This window comes from Bacillus sp. FSL P2-0069 (assembly GCF_038593315.1).
In the GTDB taxonomy this organism is placed as follows: Bacteria; Bacillota; Bacilli; order Bacillales; family Bacillaceae; genus Bacillus; species Bacillus safensis.
On sequence record NZ_CP151984.1, the window covers coordinates 3,009,320 to 3,025,460 of the forward strand.

Genomic DNA, 16,141 nt, shown 5'->3' on the forward strand with positions numbered 1-16,141 from the left:
TCTCCTTTTGAATCAATTTTTTTATTTCTGAATTAATGATGTTCCTGTCATCTCTTTTGGTTTTTCAAGACCAAGTAAGTCTAAAAGCGTTGGAGATAGATCAGCTAAAATGCCGCCTTCTCTAAGCGTCGCACCTTTTTTCGTCACGATGACTGGTACAGGATTCGTTGTATGTGCAGTATGCGGCTTTCCTTCTTCGGTAATCAGCACGTCTGCGTTACCGTGGTCTGCCGTGATGATGGCATGTCCGCCTTTTGCCAGGATTGCGTCGACTACAGCTCCTAAGCACTCATCTACTGCTTCAATGGCTTTGATTGTTGGCTCGAGCATACCTGAATGACCAACCATATCCGGGTTAGCAAAGTTCAGAATGATCGCATCATGCTTGTCAGCATTGATGTCTGCAACAAGTGCATCCTTTACCTCATAAGCACTCATTTCCGGCTTGAGGTCATAGGTTGCTACATCTGGTGAATTGATTAAGATGCGGTCTTCACCAGGAAATTCTTCTTCACGTCCACCGCTCATAAAGAACGTGACATGAGGATATTTCTCTGTTTCAGCAATCCGCAGCTGTTTCAATCCGTTTTGAGAAAGCACTTCTCCTACTGTGTTATCCAAATTCACTGGTTTGAAGGCAACATAGCCATCAACCGTTTCACTGAAGTGTGTGAAGCAGACGAAGTGTAAATTCTTCGGATGAGCTTCTCCGCGGTCAAACGAGCGGAAATCTGCATTTGTGAAAGTGTTCGAGATTTGGATGGCACGGTCTGGACGGAAGTTATAGAAAATCACAGAGTCTCCGTCGTTTACTTTGGCAACCGGCTCACCATTTTCTCTCGTAATGACAGATGGAATAACGAATTCATCGTAGATTCCATTTTCATAGGAGTCATCAACGACATCATAGATGTTTTGATAGCTTGGCCCTTCACCATATGCCATCGCGCGGTACGCTTTCTCCACACGATCCCAGCGTTTGTCACGGTCCATTGAGTAATAGCGTCCTGAAAGTGTTGCCACTTCACCGACACCGATTTCTTTGATTTGTTCTTCCAGCTGTTTTAAGTACACTTTGGCTGTCTTCTGACCAACATCACGTCCGTCCAAGAAACCATGAATGTATACCTTTGTTAAGCCTTCTTTTTTCGCCAGCTTCAGCAGGGCAAAAAGATGCTGGATGTGACTGTGCACACCGCCGTCTGACAAGAGTCCAAATAAATGAAGCGCCTTGTCATTCTCTTTTGCATACGTCATTGCATCTAGGAACGTTTCGTTTTTCTCAAATTCCCCTTCACGAATGGCAACATTCACCCTTGTTAAGCTTTGATACACAATGCGTCCTGCACCGATGTTCAAATGCCCAACTTCAGAGTTCCCCATTTGACCTTCCGGTAGACCTACTGCCTCACCTGAAGCCGTTAAGGTTTGATGCGGAAATTCGTTCCAGTAGCGGTCAAAGTTCGGCTTTTTTGCTTGTGCGACAGCGTTACCGACTGTTTCGCCTCTTAAACCGAACCCGTCTAAGATGATTAATGCAGCTGGTTTCTTACTCATATTGACCTTCCTCCAATAATTGAACGAAAGACTGAGGTTCTAAGCTTGCGCCGCCTACCAAAGCACCGTCAATATCGGATTCTGCCATATATTCTTTAATATTTGCCGGCTTCACGCTTCCGCCATATTGAATGCGAAGGCTGTCTGCCGCTTCTTGACCAAATTCGCTTGCAACGGTTTGGCGGATGTGTGCGCAAACGTCGTTTGCATCTTTCGCTGTAGAAGATTTTCCTGTACCGATAGCCCAGATTGGCTCATATGCAATCACAGATTCAGCAACTTGCTGCTTCGTTAAACCAGCTAGTGCTTTTTTCACTTGATCAGCGACAAGTTCATTTGTTTTGCCAGCTTCACGCTCTTCAAGCGTTTCACCTACACAAATGATTGGAACGATGCCATGCTTGAATGCAGCATGTGCTTTTTTGTTCACTGTTTCATCTGTTTCAGCAAAAAATTCACGGCGCTCTGAATGCCCAATCACTGAATAGCCGATGCCTAAATCTTTTAGAGCAGCAGGGCTGATTTCCCCAGTGAATGCACCATTTTCTTCAAAGTGCATGTTTTGTGCACCAATTTTAAGGTCTGTTCCGTTTGATAGGCTGTTTAGCTTTTCAAGGAAAAGAGCTGGCGCACAGACAATGGATTCCACTTTGTCAGGAGATGGAATAGATGACTTGACTTCTTCAACGAAGCTGACTGCTTCGCCAAGTGTTTTGTTCATTTTCCAGTTCCCAGCTATAATTGGTTTTCTCATGATTGACACTTCCTTATAGCAGTTTTGGTCTTATTTATCGTTTAATGCAGTAACACCAGGAAGTTCTTTGCCTTCCATAAATTCAAGTGAAGCGCCGCCGCCTGTAGAAATATGGCTCATCTGATCGGCAAGACCAAATTTCTCAACTGCTGCTGCTGAATCTCCACCACCAATGACAGAATATGTATCTTTTGCTTCTGCCAGTGCTTCTGCGATAGCTTTTGTTCCTTTAGCGAATGCATCGATTTCAAATACACCCATTGGTCCGTTCCAGACAACAAGTTTGCTGTTTTTAATAACGTCAGCATACTTTTCTCTTGTCTCTGTTCCAATATCAAGTGCTTCTAGATCACTTGGAATTTCAGAGATTGGCACAATGCTTGTATTTGCATCATTTGAAAAGTCGTCGGCTACCAGAACATCTGTTGGAATCAGGAAGTTCACGCCTTTTTCTTTTGCACGGTCCATAAACGATTTCGCTAAATCGACTTTATCTTCTTCTAATAGAGATTTCCCTACTTCGTGGCCAAGTGCTTTCACAAATGTGTAAGCAAGTCCGCCGCCGATGATGAGGTTGTCCACTTTATCAAGAAGACTTTCAATTACACCGATTTTATCCTTTACCTTTGCGCCGCCGATAATCGCTGTAAATGGGCGATCAGGATTTGAAATGGCTTTTCCTAGAACCTCAAGCTCTTTTTGCATGAGGAAGCCTGAAACAGCCGGAAGATAAGCTGCAATACCAGCTGTCGATGCATGTGCACGGTGTGCAGCACCGAACGCATCATTGACATACACATCGGCTAAATCAGCAAATGCTTTTGATAATTCAGGATCGTTCTTTTCTTCACCAGGATAGAAACGAACGTTTTCAAGCACTAGCACATCTCCATCTTTTAAGTCAGAGATTTGCTTTTTCACGTTGTCGCCGTAAGCTTCATCTGCTTTTTTCACTTCTTTTCCAAGAAGCTCTTGCAGACGTTTTGCCACAGGTGTCAGACGCAGTTCTTCAGTAACTTGACCCTTCGGACGACCCAAATGACTAGCTAGCAGTACCTTTGCGCCTTGTCCTGTTAAATACTCAATTGTTGGTAATGCTGCGCGGATACGAGTATCATCCGTCACTTCTCCGTCCTTCATCGGAACGTTAAAATCTACGCGGCAGAACACAACTTTACCTTTTACGTCAATGTCTTTTACTGATTTCTTATTCATGCTCGTCAGGAGATCCTCCTTTATTCTGGTTTCCTTAGCATTGGACAAGACTCTCTTTATCCTTTTCCCATTTTGCCCTCATCAAAACGAGAAATCGTGCAGAACGGATAAAAACAGAGAAAAAGGGAAAGGGATGCTTCCCCTTCCCTTGTCCGTCTTCATTATATCGTGTCTCTAGGAAAGAACCAAGTGAGTTCCTTCAGTGTGAGAAATTAAAGACCTTGTTTTGCAATGTAAGCTGCAAGGTCAACAACGCGGTGAGAATATCCGCTCTCGTTATCGTACCAAGAGATTACTTTCACCATGCTGCCTTCCATTACCATTGTAGAAAGAGCATCGATTGTTGAAGAGTTTGGATTACCATTGTAGTCACCAGATACTAATGGCTCTTCGCTGTAGCCAAGGATTCCTTTAAGTTCTCCTTCAGCTGCTTCTTTAAGTGCTGCATTTACGTCTTCAGCTGTTACATCTTGGTTTAATTCAGCAACAAGGTCAACTAAAGAAACGTTAGGTGTTGGAACACGCATAGCGCCACCGTTTAATTTACCTTTAAGTTCAGGCAATACAAGTGAAACAGCTTTCGCAGCACCTGTAGAAGTTGGGATGATGTTTTCCGCAGCTGCACGAGCACGACGGTAGTCTTTGTGCGGAAGATCAAGAATTTGCTGGTCATTTGTGTATGAGTGAACAGTTGTCATCATACCGCGTTTGATACCAAATTTATCGTTAAGTACTTTTGCAAATGGAGCTAAGCAGTTTGTCGTACAAGATGCATTAGAGATGACATCGTGGCTAGCTGCATCGTATTTGTCTTCGTTTACACCCATAACGATTGTGATATCTTCTTCGTTAGCAGGAGCAGAGATGATGACTTTTTTAGCGCCAGCTTCTAAGTGTTTCGCAGCGTCTGCACGTTTTGTGAAGAATCCAGTAGATTCAACAACGATTTCTACGCCTTGTTTACCCCAGCTTAATTTCGCAGGGTCACGCTCAGCTGATACTTCGATTGTTTTACCGTTCACTACTAAGTTTGTACCGTCTACAGAAACCTCTGCATCTAGTTTTCCGTGAACAGAGTCATATTGTAAAAGGTGTGCAAGCATGTTAGCATCTGTTAGATCGTTAACCGCTACTACCTCAACTTCAGGATTATTTAATGCTGCACGAAATACGTTACGTCCAATACGTCCAAATCCGTTAATACCGACTTTTACTGCCATGATGTTTCCTCCTTTTATAGGTCACAATGTTTTATATTGAGGGATCAATTGACTCCCTTAATAACTCTTTTGCGGCTCCTTCGTCTGTGACGAGAACCGTTCGGCGCGGTTTTTTGAAATAAGCTTCAATCGCCCCCGCCTTTGATGATCCACCTGCAACAGCAATGATGTGTGGAATGCTTTCTAGATCATCTAGCTGCATGCCGACGGAGTGCACTTTGTGTACGACCTCACCATCACGATTAAAGTAATAGCCAAAGGCCTCTGTCACTGCGTCATGCTCATCAATCTTCTTTAAATCTTCAGCTGGTGTATTTCGTCTCATCGCCATTGTTTTTGCTTCACCAATACCATGAATAAGCATTGTGGACGATTTAATCGTTTGAAGCACTTCTTTGACGGACGGCTCTTCAATAATGGAAGAGTAAGCACCTTCTGACAGCTGCCCTGGAACAAACAGCAGTTTGTAAGTACCGGAAGCTTTTTCAGCCATGTGGGCACAAATGGTGTTTGCCTGATTTTTTACATTCTCCCCAAGACCGCCTCTCGCAGGGACAAACATCGTATCGCGGTTTTTGGCATCAGGGGTCATCATTTCGGCAACGGCTTCCATCGTCGTTCCGCCAGTGACGGCGACGATATTATTTCCAGTAAACCTTTTTTTCATGCATTGGACAGCAGCTCTTCCCATTTCTTGCTTCACCCACGGGGATTCGTCACTGTCTCCAGAAACGATCATGACTTCTTCCAGGCCTAACTTTCTCTTTAATGTATTTTCCAAAAAGGTTAAACCTAAAACGTCCTTCATCATTCCTTCAAGCATTTCAAGCAAAGCGTGACCCTCACTCGTCAGCATCATACCGCTCGTTTTCACATCCAGCAGATTTTGTTCTTTTAAAAACTGAACTTCAGCACGTAAGATGCGCTCACTGAGACCAAGACTTGTCGCAAGACTTCTGCGGCCAATCGGTTCAGCTAATCTGATGTACTGCAAAATGTCGTAGCGTTTTTGCATAACAATGAGAAGATCTGGCAATAATTTTTTTTGAGCTTCCAATAAACGATTCATGGCTAACGACCCTTCCTTTTCACGTTGGACTAAAAACGTCCCACTGTGACAAAAAACGTCCCGCCACAGCCAAAAAAAATCAATCCCTGCTTTCTTTAATTATTTTAACAGGATAATCTTGCATTTTCAACTCTTACAAACACATTTAGACAAAAAATAGACACATTTTCACCGATAGCCTGCTTGTCATCAAGGTTCTTGCGATGATATTTCTTTTCAAAATATTTATTTTCTTTTATATAGAATGTATTCACGATGGAAAATGTGCATGCTGGTGATATGAGCATGCACATTTTTTTCAGGACCTGCTTATGTTTTTGTGATGGTTCCAAACTGTTTTGCCTCTTCTTTCGGTTTGATTTTGAGATAATAAATGATGTAACAGGCAGCCATGAACGGAATTCCGCAATAAAGACCGATCCGCTGATCCTCGATAAAAAACAAGCTGATGAGGACAATGCCAAATGCGATAAAGCCTGCTAATGGGACAAATGGATAGAGCGGTGTTCGGAAGACGAGATCCTTTACATCTCCGCCCGCCTTTATGAATTGTTTTCTAAAGAAATACTGGGACAAGCAAATAGACATCCACACCACAACAAGAACCATACCAGAAATAGAAATGAGCCACACATACACCGTTTTTGGTGCCACAACACTTGTCAGCAGAGATAGTGCAGATACGCCCATTGTGACCAATAGTGCATTGATCGGAATTTTACGCTTGGACAGCTTTTTCGTAAAGTCAGGTCCTTTCCCGTCTTTCGACAGCGCCCAAAGCATACGTGATGATGCATATAATCCAGAGTTTGCTACAGATAAGACAGCTGTGATGATGATAAAATTCATGATATCTGCAGCATACGGTATACCGACCTTATCCAGCACGACGACAAACGGGCTGTCGACGGTGCCTGCTGTCTGCCACGGAAGAAGTGCGGCCAGAACCGCAATGGATAAAACGAAAAAGACCATCGTTCTCCAAATAATATTTCGTATAGAACGAGGCAATGTTTTTTCAGGTTTTTCACTCTCTCCTGCGGCAATTCCTACAAGTTCTGTTCCTTGAAAGGAGAAATTGACCGTGACCATGGTTAATAAAATAGCAAAAACGCCGTTAGGAAATAGTCCGCCATGATCCGTCAAATGACGAAATAGAGGGGCTGGTTCTCCATCTTTCAGATGAATCATTCCGAAAATTGCGCCAATTCCAATGATAATAAATAATAGGATGGCAGCGACCTTAATGGCTGAAAACCAAAACTCGGTTTCAGCGAAGCTGCGAGCTGAGATGGCATTCACGGCAAATAAAATCACGCTAAACGCAAGACACCACAGCCAAACAGGGATATCTGGGAACCACCTTTGGAGCAAAATGCCTGCTGACGTAAACTCCAGTCCTATTGTACATGCCCAGCTAAACCAATAAAGCCAGCCGATCATAAAGCCTGTGGACGGACCTATATATTTGGTTGCATACTCCTGAAAGGAACCCGCTGTCGGCATCGCCACTGCTAATTCTCCAAGACAGAGCATCACCAAATACATTAACAATCCGCCAATGATAAAGGATAGAATGGCTCCCCCGGGTCCAGCCTGATGGATAATGAGTCCTGACCCAAGGAAAAGACCAGTACCAATGACGCCGCCTAAGGCAATCATAAAGAGATGCCTGCTTTTCATGGAACGTTCTAGTTCATTATGCTGTTCTTGGTTCAAATCCGCTTCCCCACTTTCACTCTTCTATTCATCATCCTTTGACAAAATTCGCTGTTCGTTGAAAGGGAAAGGGAGAAAGTGAAGGTTTCTCCCCCTTTGACATTTATGCTTGAAATAATGCTTCAATATGACCAATCGCCCAGTCTAAATCTTCTTTAGATATCGTGAGAGGCGGTGCAAAGCGGATGACGGTCTCATGGGTTTCCTTACATAACAGTCCTGCTTGTTTCAGCTTTTCACAATAAGGTCTCGCTGCCTCTGTCAGCTCCATGCCGATAAATAATCCGCGGCCGCGCACTTCCTTGATGACAGGACTTTGAATGCGCGTGAGTTTGTCTTTTAAGTATTCGCCAAGCTCCATAGAACGCGCTGCAAGGTTTTCGTCGATTAAGACATCCAGTGCAGCCAGCGATACCGCACACGCAAGAGGATTTCCACCGAAGGTAGAGCCGTGAGATCCAGGGTTAAACACACCTAATATATCGCGGTTTGCGACCACACACGAGATTGGGAATACACCGCCGCCTAAAGCTTTCCCAAGAATCAGCATATCTGGCTCAATGTCTTCCCAGTCACATGCAAACATCTTTCCTGTTCGTGCTAATCCGACCTGAATTTCATCCGCAATGAACAGCACATGTTCCTTTTCACAAAGCGCCTTCGCTTCCTTCAAGAAGCCTTCTGGCGGCATGACAATTCCCGCTTCTCCTTGAATAGGTTCGATCAGAAAAGCCGCTGTTTGTGGTGTGATGGCTTCACGTAACGCTTCAATATCTCCGTAAGGAATCAGTTTAATGCCTGGAAGCATTGGACCGAAACCTCTTTGATATTCTGCTTCAGAAGAAAGAGAAACAGCCGTCATCGTTCTGCCATGGAAGTTACCGACGCACGCAATGATTTCTGCGCGATTGTCTTCGATTCCCTTGACGTCATAGCCCCAGCGTCTTGCTGCTTTTACAGCTGTTTCTACAGCCTCAGCTCCAGTATTCATCGGGAGTGCCATCTCTTTATTCGTCAGTTGACAAATTTTCTCATACCAAGGACCAAGCTGATCATTGTGAAAAGCTCTTGAAGTCAGTGTTACCCGGTCTGCCTGTTTTTTGAGCGCTTCAATAATGCGGGGATGGCGATGCCCTTGGTTCACTGCGGAATATGCACTCAGCATATCCATATATCGATTGCCTTCAGGGTCTGTCACCCAAACTCCTTCAGCCTCTGAAATCACAATTGGCAGCGGATGATAGTTTGCCGCACCGTATTGTTCGGTTTGTTGAATCAATTCATTTGTCTGTGTCATCGTCTATTCCTCCTTCTATAAGCTAGCCTCTTTTTCATTAGGTTCATCTACACACATATGATATGCAAGGATCGTGCCAACTTTCTGCCTGCATTATGGCGGTGATTGATCTGGTTTTTTATGCAAAATATTTTTGCATCTGCCAAATTTTTTAGAGGAAACCGCAAAATTTTTCATGTAAAATAGAGGTAACGTCTGGAGGTGGCGCAATGAAAGAAGATTCGTATACTGCAAAGCTCGAAAATGAGATTGATCTGTATAAACAAATGCTCGATTTAATAGATGTCGGGGTTCATGCAATTGACGAGAATGGCAACACTGTTGTCTATAATAAAAAAATGATGGAGATTGAGTCTTTGAAACGCTCTGATGTTCTCCATAAAAATGTATTAGACCTCTTCGTCTTCCAAGACGACATGCACAGTACGCTTGTCCAAGCGCTGCGTACTGGGAAACAAACCGTTCATGCAAAGCAGACGTATCATAATTACAACGGAAAAGAAATCACAACGATTAATCATACATACCCGCTCGTTCGAGACGGCCTCATCCAAGGAGCGGTTGAAATTTCGAATGATGTGACGAAGCTGGAACGGTTGATTCATCACAATATGAAGAAAAAAGGAAGCACGCGCTTTACCTTTGATTCCATTATTGGACAAAGCCCTGCGTTTTTAGAGGTGATTGAGCATGCAAAACGAGCGACACGCACCTCTTCCTATGTGCTCATTGTTGGAGAAACAGGGACAGGAAAAGAACTATTTGCGCAAAGTATTCATAACGGCAGCAGCCGATCATCTGGACCATTTATTACCCAAAATTGCGCGGCACTGCCTGATAATCTCATTGAAAGTCTGCTCTTTGGTACACAAAAAGGGGCTTTTACAGGCGCAACTGATCAGCCCGGCTTATTTGAACAGGCGCAGGGAGGTACACTGCTGCTTGATGAGATCAACTCATTAAATCCTGGTCTTCAAGCAAAACTGCTGCGTGTATTACAGGAGAAACGTGTGAGAAGGCTTGGCAGCACAAAAGAAATCGCTGTTGATGTAAGAGTCATTGCCAATATGAATGAGGATCCTGTAGATGCAATCGCAGGCGGACGCATGCGCAAGGATTTATTTTACCGGCTGGGTATTGTCACCCTATTTATTCCGCCGCTTTCTGAACGAAAAGAAGACATTCCTACATTTGTCAGTCATTTTATTCAAAAATATAATGAGCTGTTTCAAATGAAGGTGAAGGCGGCTGATGAAGAGGTACTAGCCCTTTTTCAAGCGTATGATTGGCCGGGTAATGTACGAGAACTGGAGCATGTGATTGAAGCGGGGATGAATATGATGATGGATGAGGATTACTTATGCATGCATCACCTTCCATATCATTTTAGATTTAAACATAGGGAAAGCCGTCCTGCAGCGCAATTACAGACGAACCCTTTGCAGCATACCGCAGCTGACACGTTTATTTATACAAGCCCAGAACATACGACTGATTTTCAAACCCAAATGGAACGATTCGAAAAACAATACATCGTCCATTACTTAGAAAAAATGGACGATAATATTTCACAGACTGCAAAGTTATTGGGCATGAGCAGGCAAAGTCTGCAATATCGCATGAAAAAACTGCATATTTCTCGTTAATAATAGAGCTGTGCCCTCATTCGGCACAGCTTACTGTGGTTCTGACTGTCCTGCCGGTTCTTGACTCACATCACTCAGCAGTCTTTCTACATTTTTTAAATGCGTGAGCATCGCTCTTTCTGCTTCTTCTGGCTGTCTTGCCATGACGGCTTTGTAAATATGTTCATGTTCTTTGTAAAGCTGCCGAATGGAGGCTTTTCTTGAAAATAAGACGACTTTTCTCGTCTCCCGCATCGTTTCTACCAGCAAGGTGGAGACCTGATTCATTAACGCTTTTAATAAATCATTCTTTGAGGCTTTGGCTAAAGCGAGATGGAATGCGAGGTCTGCCTCTTCACCAGTTTCTTTATGTGCTTCTGCGAGTTTCATTTGTTCGAGTGCCTCACGCAGCTGATGAAGGTCATCGTCCGTTCGCATGAGCGCTGCCTTTTTAACAGCACCCGTCTCAATTATGTTTCTTAATTCAAGGAGCTGTGTGACATCATGCTGCTTCATCAAAAATGCAGGAGACAGGCTAAATGTGAGCTGCTCAGGATCAAACTGCTTCACATATGTGCCTTCCCCTTGCTTAATCTCTATTAATCCGATCGCTTTGAGAGCAGACAGTGCCTCTCTTACAGCGGAACGGCTGACTTGAAAGCTTTCTGAAAGCGCTTGAACCGAATCTAATTTTTCCCCTGGAAGAAGCTCACCTGTACGAATGGATTCAATTAATGCATCCGCAATTTCTTCATATATTTTTTTCGTTTTGATTTGTTTATATTTCAATTGGTCTCACCTCATCACTGTTGTCTATCCCTATCGGCTCATGCCCTATCTTATACTTTACCCCAAAATTTCCGATCACACGTCTCCCCTCTTTAATTTTCAAGAAATCTTCGAGCTGCCTTGCTTTCAACAAAAAAGAAGCACGTGCCATGTTCTGGCAAGTACTTCTTTTTAATCGTATCGCTTCCGCAGCGTAGAGGACGGAAGATTCATTTGTTCACGATATTTTGCAATGGTTCTGCGCGACGCGCGGATGCCAAAGGTTTGCTGAAGCAGCGTCATAATTTGCTGATCTGAATACGGTTTTTTCTTATTTTCCGTTTGGATGAGCTCTGCAATGTGCGTTTTGACTGTGTAGCTGGACGCCTCTTCTAGCGAATGCCCTTCTAATTTCGCTTGGAAAAATTGTTTCATTTCCATAAGACCATAAGGGGTTTGCACCATTTTCCCTTTTACAGTCCGGCTGACTGTTGACTCATGGACTTGCAGTATATCTGCGATCCGCTTCATCGTAAGCGGTTTCATTTTATGTTTCCCTGTTAGAAAAAAATCGGTCTGATGTGAGATAATCTCACGAACGACATGAGTCATCGTTTGCTTTCTTTGCTTCAGCGCTTGGACAAGCCAATTGTACTGCTGCTCTTTTTCCTTTAAATACGCATATGCTTCATGCCGCTTTTGGTCTTGAATCATGGCGAAGTAGCCTTCATTCATTTCTACGTCTGGAAAAGCGCGCTGATTCAGCTCAAATGTGATGTGATCCTGCACCACAGTAATTGTCACATCAGGCTCTATATACACATGCTCTTCATCATATGAGAAATGAAGGCCTGGTCTTGGTTCAAGCTGAGACACTTCATCTTGTACCGCCTGGAGTGTTTTCATTGAAACACCTGTTTTGGCCGCAATTTCCTTCCAAGCCTTTCTCGCAAAAAGAAAGAAATGCTCTTCGATGATCAGCTCGGCTTCATACCAGCGCTTCTTTTTCCTTCTCAGCTGAAGGAGGATGCATTCCTGCAATGATCTTGCGCCAATCCCGGCAGGCTCCAGCGATTGCAGCTGATGAAGGACAGCTTCTACTTCTTCAGCTGGCACCTCTAAGACAGCTGCCATTGCGTCAATCGGTTCATTTAGATAGCCATTGGAATCAATGGACTCAATCATAAAGTAAAAGATTCTTTGATTCTTTTCACTTAAATTCAAATCAATCGCCTGTCTTTTTAAAAACATTTGCAGGCTTTCTTTTTGATGCGTTCGATACGGCTCTGTCATTCGATCTTGTGATTTTTTATGATAAACTGGTTGATAGCTGTCCGTGTCTTTCCGCTCAATCAGAGGGTTCTCAAGCGCTAACTGGTCAAGATACTCGCCGAGCTCTGCGCAATTCAGCTGCAGCAGCGTAATGGCCTGCCTAAGTTCTTGTGTGAGCACCTGCTTTAATACCTGTTCTTGTTGCAGTTTAAGGCTCATTGTCTCCCCTCCCTCTCATCATTTTACATGAAGATTGACGGACCGTATATACGAAATAGGAGTGATTTCTATGTCTGAACTTTTTTCCGTTCCATACTTTGTCGACAACTTGAAGCAGCACATCGCCATGAACCAAAATGAAGACAAGGTTCATGCGATGAATGCCTATTACCGCTCAGTAGTGTCAACGCTTGTTCAAGACCAGCTGACCAAAAATGCGGTTGTATTGAAGCGAATTCAGCATCTTGATGAAGCCTATCAAAAGGTGAAAAAAGAAAGCGAATGAACGAAAAAGAACACCCTTTTGTCAAGATGGCAAAGGGTGTTTATCATATGCAAAAAGCTTCTGATCCAGCCTCGATTTATACATCATTAAAAAGCCAGACCGCCCTACAGTATAGATGATAAAGGCAAACCATAGGCCATGATTGTGCCAAATGGGCGTGACTGCGGTTTGAACGACGATAAACAAAATCATCGCAAACAGCATCGAATTTCTAACAGGGGCAATTTCTGTTGCACCTGTAAATACGCCGTAAATGACCAATCCGAAACAAGCTGCAAATGGATAAAGAACAAGCCAGTCTGCATAGTGTAATGTCACATCAAGCAGCTGAGGGAGATTTGTAAACAAGCTCAATATCGGCTCTTTTAATAAAAAATAAACCGCCGCAATGACACATGCCATCACAAGTGCCCACTGCCTCGAAAGGGTTAAGGTTTTTTCATAAAGGGTGCGGTCATTTGCACCAACCGACCTGCCAACAAGGATGCTGGACGCATTGGCAAAACCATCGAACAAATAAGCCATGATGTAGTGAATTTGAAATAAGATGGCATTGGCTGCCAGCAGCTCTGTACCAAAAGAAGCACCTTTTGCCGTAAACATATTGATGACCACTAGCAGACAGATCGTCCTAATGAACAAATCTTTATTCACATGAAACATTTTCTTCACTGCCTGAGTATCCATGATTTTCTTGATGGAAGGCATCTGGAATCCGTTTGACGAATGCTTCAGGATAATCCATGCCCCTAACACAAAAGCGGTTAGTTCAGATATCAATGTTGCCGCCGCAACTCCTTTGACCGCAAACGAAAACACATGAACAAGCAGAAATGCGAGCGCCATATTCATAACATTGATCAAGATTTGTAATGAAAGAGCTTCTTTCATTTTAGCCATCCCCATCAGCCAGCCCAATATAACATAATTCATTAAAGTAAATGGCGCTCCCCAAATGCGAATATGAAAATAGTCTGCGGCAAATTGACGGACATCAGCATCAGGAGAGATCACTAGAAAAGCAGATTGAATGATCGGCCATTGCAGGGCAATAAAACAAAGTCCGACGATGATGGCGACGAAAAAAGGTCTTAGAAAAGCAAGAACGCCCTGCTCCTCATTCTGTGCACCGTTTGCCTGGGCGGCAAAAGCAGATGTACTTACCCGCAAAAAACCAAACAGCCAATATAATGTACTGAAAATGAGACTGCCGACCGCAACGCCTCCAATATAAGCGGGGTTTGCGAGCTGACCGACGACCGCTGTATCAACAGCTCCAAGTAATGGGGTGGTCATCGTTGAAATCGTTAATGGAATGGCCAAAGCTAAATACGCTCGATGGTTCACGATGCCACCTGCCTTTCATGAAAAATAGCCTCTTTCCTAAAAGAGGCGCAGATTGTCTGCAAAGGGGCTAAACTGGGGCTTTCGCTCTTTGCTTTTTACCGAATGCGACGCTTTGGCTGCACGCTGAGGCATTGATAAAATGAAGTTTTACCGAACCGGTCTGCCAATCGTTCGTGACAAAGGATGGTCTGCGAGCATTGCATCTCTCATTTTCCGCACCGCTTCCTCTTCTGATGAAAAGAAGTCATCCTTTGATTGAAATTGGGCAGCAAGCTCTCCTTGATCAAGAATCGCCAATTGATCACATAAGTGATAGGCTGCTGTTATATCATGTGTAATAAATAAGTAAGCCACACCCAGCTCCTTCTTTAATTCTACTAATAAATCTAAAATGACAGCCTGCGTCACCATGTCTAAGCTGCTGACAGATTCATCCAATACAATGAGCTTTGGCTGGAGCAATAAGGCTCTAGCGATGTTGATCCTTTGCAGCTGGCCGCCGCTGAATTGGTGTGGATATTTAGACAAATCCTTTTCACCGAGCCCGACTCTTTCCAGCCAGTGAATCAATACATTTTTACGTTCCTTTCGGCTTATGGATTCGTAGTTTTCAAGCGGCTCAGATAAAATTTGTTCGACTGTCCATCTTGGATTTACCGCCGAATAGGAATCCTGAAACACCGCTTGCACATGCCGGCGAAAATGCTTACGTGTTTGCTGATCTGCATGATAGACATCCTGACCTTCAAAAAGCACCTGCCCAGCTCTTGGTTTCTCTAGACCAAGTATGATGCGGCCAAGTGTACTTTTCCCTGCGCCGCTTTGCCCTAGCAGCCCAAGGCAGGTGCCTTCTTCAATAGTTAAATCGACGCTTTTCAGGACAGGGGCTGCGCCTTTTTTTCTCATTAGAAACGACCGGCTGTTGTATGCATGACTGACTGCTTTCACTTCTAATAAATGCAAGGGCCTTCTCACCTCAAATCGGGCAAACAGCTGGAATCGATGGACGAGCTGCTAATAGTTTTTTTGTATAATCATGTTTTGGTTGTTCAAAAATCTCAAGAACTCCTGCCTTTTCAACAATTTCTCCTTGTTTCATGACGACAACTTGATCTGCCATTTCAGCAATGACACCAAGATCGTGGGTAATCAGTAAAATGGCCGTTCCATAGTCATGACGAATTTGGTTCAGATGCTGAAGGACCCGTTTCTGATTGTGTACATCTAATGCAGTTGTCGGCTCATCTGCAATGATGAGGGGCGGGTGCATACAGGCAGCCATGGCGATCATGACACGTTGTAGCATCCCTCCGCTTAATTCAAAAGGATACTTATTGAACAGCTGGTCTGGCTGCGGCAGATTCATTTTCGCTAACGCATCTATTGCCTGTGATCGTGCCTGCCTTTTACTGACAGCCGTATGCCGGCGGATCGTTTCAACCAGCTGATGGCCGATTGTCCATACCGGCGTAAAGCTGTTCATTGGATTTTGCATAATATACGAGATGTCTTTGCCCCGAATGGAACGCATATCCTTTTCACTTATACCGATCAATTCTCGTCCCTGTAATGTGATACTGCCAGTGACTTCCGCTGTTTTTCGATCAAGCATACGCAAGATCGACATACTTGTCACTGTTTTCCCGCAGCCGCTCTCACCAATTAATCCAAGGATTTGACCGCGCCCTACTTCAAACGATACTTCTTGAATAAGAGGGGTTGTCCCTTGAGGTGTTTTCGTCTGCACATGCAGGTTCTCTACTTGTAAAATGGACTCTTGCACATTGATCATT

At 43.8% G+C, this 16,141-nt stretch carries 14 protein-coding genes; 2 read left to right on the forward strand and 12 right to left on the reverse strand.

Annotated elements, in window-relative coordinates; all coding sequences use genetic code 11:
* Positions 1-21: 21 nt before the first annotated feature.
* The 7 genes from gpmI to NSQ34_RS15555 form a co-directional block, all read right to left on the reverse strand.
* Positions 22-1,557 (reverse strand): 2,3-bisphosphoglycerate-independent phosphoglycerate mutase, encoded by a 1,536-nt coding sequence (gene gpmI, locus NSQ34_RS15525; protein ID WP_024423499.1) that lies wholly within the window; start codon positions 1,555-1,557, stop codon positions 22-24.
* On the reverse strand, positions 1,550-2,311 hold the full coding sequence (tpiA, locus tag NSQ34_RS15530) for a triose-phosphate isomerase (RefSeq protein ID WP_017359213.1): 762 nt from the start codon (positions 2,309-2,311) through the stop codon (positions 1,550-1,552). The genes gpmI and tpiA overlap by 8 nt, the downstream gene beginning before the upstream one ends.
* 30 nt (positions 2,312-2,341) lie before the next feature.
* On the reverse strand, positions 2,342-3,526 hold the full coding sequence (locus NSQ34_RS15535) for a phosphoglycerate kinase (RefSeq protein WP_024423500.1): 1,185 nt from the start codon (positions 3,524-3,526) through the stop codon (positions 2,342-2,344).
* 212 nt (positions 3,527-3,738) lie between these two features.
* Positions 3,739-4,746 (reverse strand): type I glyceraldehyde-3-phosphate dehydrogenase, encoded by a 1,008-nt coding sequence (gap, locus tag NSQ34_RS15540; protein ID WP_024423501.1) that lies wholly within the window; start codon positions 4,744-4,746, stop codon positions 3,739-3,741.
* 31 nt (positions 4,747-4,777) lie between these two features.
* Positions 4,778-5,815, reverse strand: coding sequence for a sugar-binding transcriptional regulator (locus tag NSQ34_RS15545; RefSeq protein WP_024423502.1), 1,038 nt, complete (start codon positions 5,813-5,815; stop codon positions 4,778-4,780).
* Between the two features lie 309 nt (positions 5,816-6,124).
* Positions 6,125-7,498, reverse strand: a complete 1,374-nt coding sequence (locus tag NSQ34_RS15550) for an amino acid permease (RefSeq protein ID WP_255290997.1) — start codon at positions 7,496-7,498, stop codon at positions 6,125-6,127.
* A gap of 139 nt (positions 7,499-7,637) precedes the next feature.
* Entirely contained in the window at positions 7,638-8,831 is a 1,194-nt protein-coding gene (locus NSQ34_RS15555; RefSeq protein ID WP_034280960.1) for an ornithine--oxo-acid transaminase, read from the reverse strand.
* 209 nt (positions 8,832-9,040) lie between these two features.
* On the opposite strand from NSQ34_RS15555, the gene NSQ34_RS15560 reads away from it, so the two are divergent.
* Positions 9,041-10,477, forward strand: coding sequence for a sigma 54-interacting transcriptional regulator (locus NSQ34_RS15560; protein ID WP_098677545.1), 1,437 nt, complete (start codon positions 9,041-9,043; stop codon positions 10,475-10,477).
* A gap of 30 nt (positions 10,478-10,507) precedes the next feature.
* Here NSQ34_RS15560 and NSQ34_RS15565 read toward each other — a convergent pair whose 3' ends face one another.
* Complete coding sequence (locus tag NSQ34_RS15565; RefSeq protein ID WP_098677544.1) at positions 10,508-11,245, reverse strand: FadR/GntR family transcriptional regulator; 738 nt, start codon at positions 11,243-11,245, stop codon at positions 10,508-10,510.
* Between the two features lie 171 nt (positions 11,246-11,416).
* The gene (gene rpoN, locus NSQ34_RS15570; protein ID WP_024426079.1) at positions 11,417-12,715 is read right to left on the reverse strand and encodes an RNA polymerase factor sigma-54; all 1,299 of its coding nucleotides are present in this window, start codon (positions 12,713-12,715) and stop codon (positions 11,417-11,419) included.
* 70 nt (positions 12,716-12,785) lie between these two features.
* Between rpoN and yvfG the strand changes: the two genes are divergently transcribed.
* Positions 12,786-13,001, forward strand: coding sequence for a protein YvfG (gene yvfG, locus NSQ34_RS15575; protein WP_024423509.1), 216 nt, complete (start codon positions 12,786-12,788; stop codon positions 12,999-13,001).
* Between the two features lie 21 nt (positions 13,002-13,022).
* Here the strand turns inward: yvfG and NSQ34_RS15580 are convergent, their stop codons facing one another.
* The 3 genes from NSQ34_RS15580 to nikD all read right to left on the reverse strand — a co-directional run bounded on the left by NSQ34_RS15580 (position 13,023) and on the right by nikD (position 16,140).
* On the reverse strand, positions 13,023-14,348 hold the full coding sequence (locus NSQ34_RS15580) for an MATE family efflux transporter (protein WP_024426080.1): 1,326 nt from the start codon (positions 14,346-14,348) through the stop codon (positions 13,023-13,025).
* 147 nt (positions 14,349-14,495) lie between these two features.
* Positions 14,496-15,311, reverse strand: a complete 816-nt coding sequence (gene nikE, locus NSQ34_RS15585) for a nickel import ATP-binding protein NikE (RefSeq protein WP_098677543.1) — start codon at positions 15,309-15,311, stop codon at positions 14,496-14,498.
* Between the two features lie 13 nt (positions 15,312-15,324).
* Positions 15,325-16,140, reverse strand: coding sequence for a nickel import ATP-binding protein NikD (nikD, locus tag NSQ34_RS15590; protein ID WP_176544472.1), 816 nt, complete (start codon positions 16,138-16,140; stop codon positions 15,325-15,327).
* Position 16,141 lies beyond the last annotated feature (1 nt).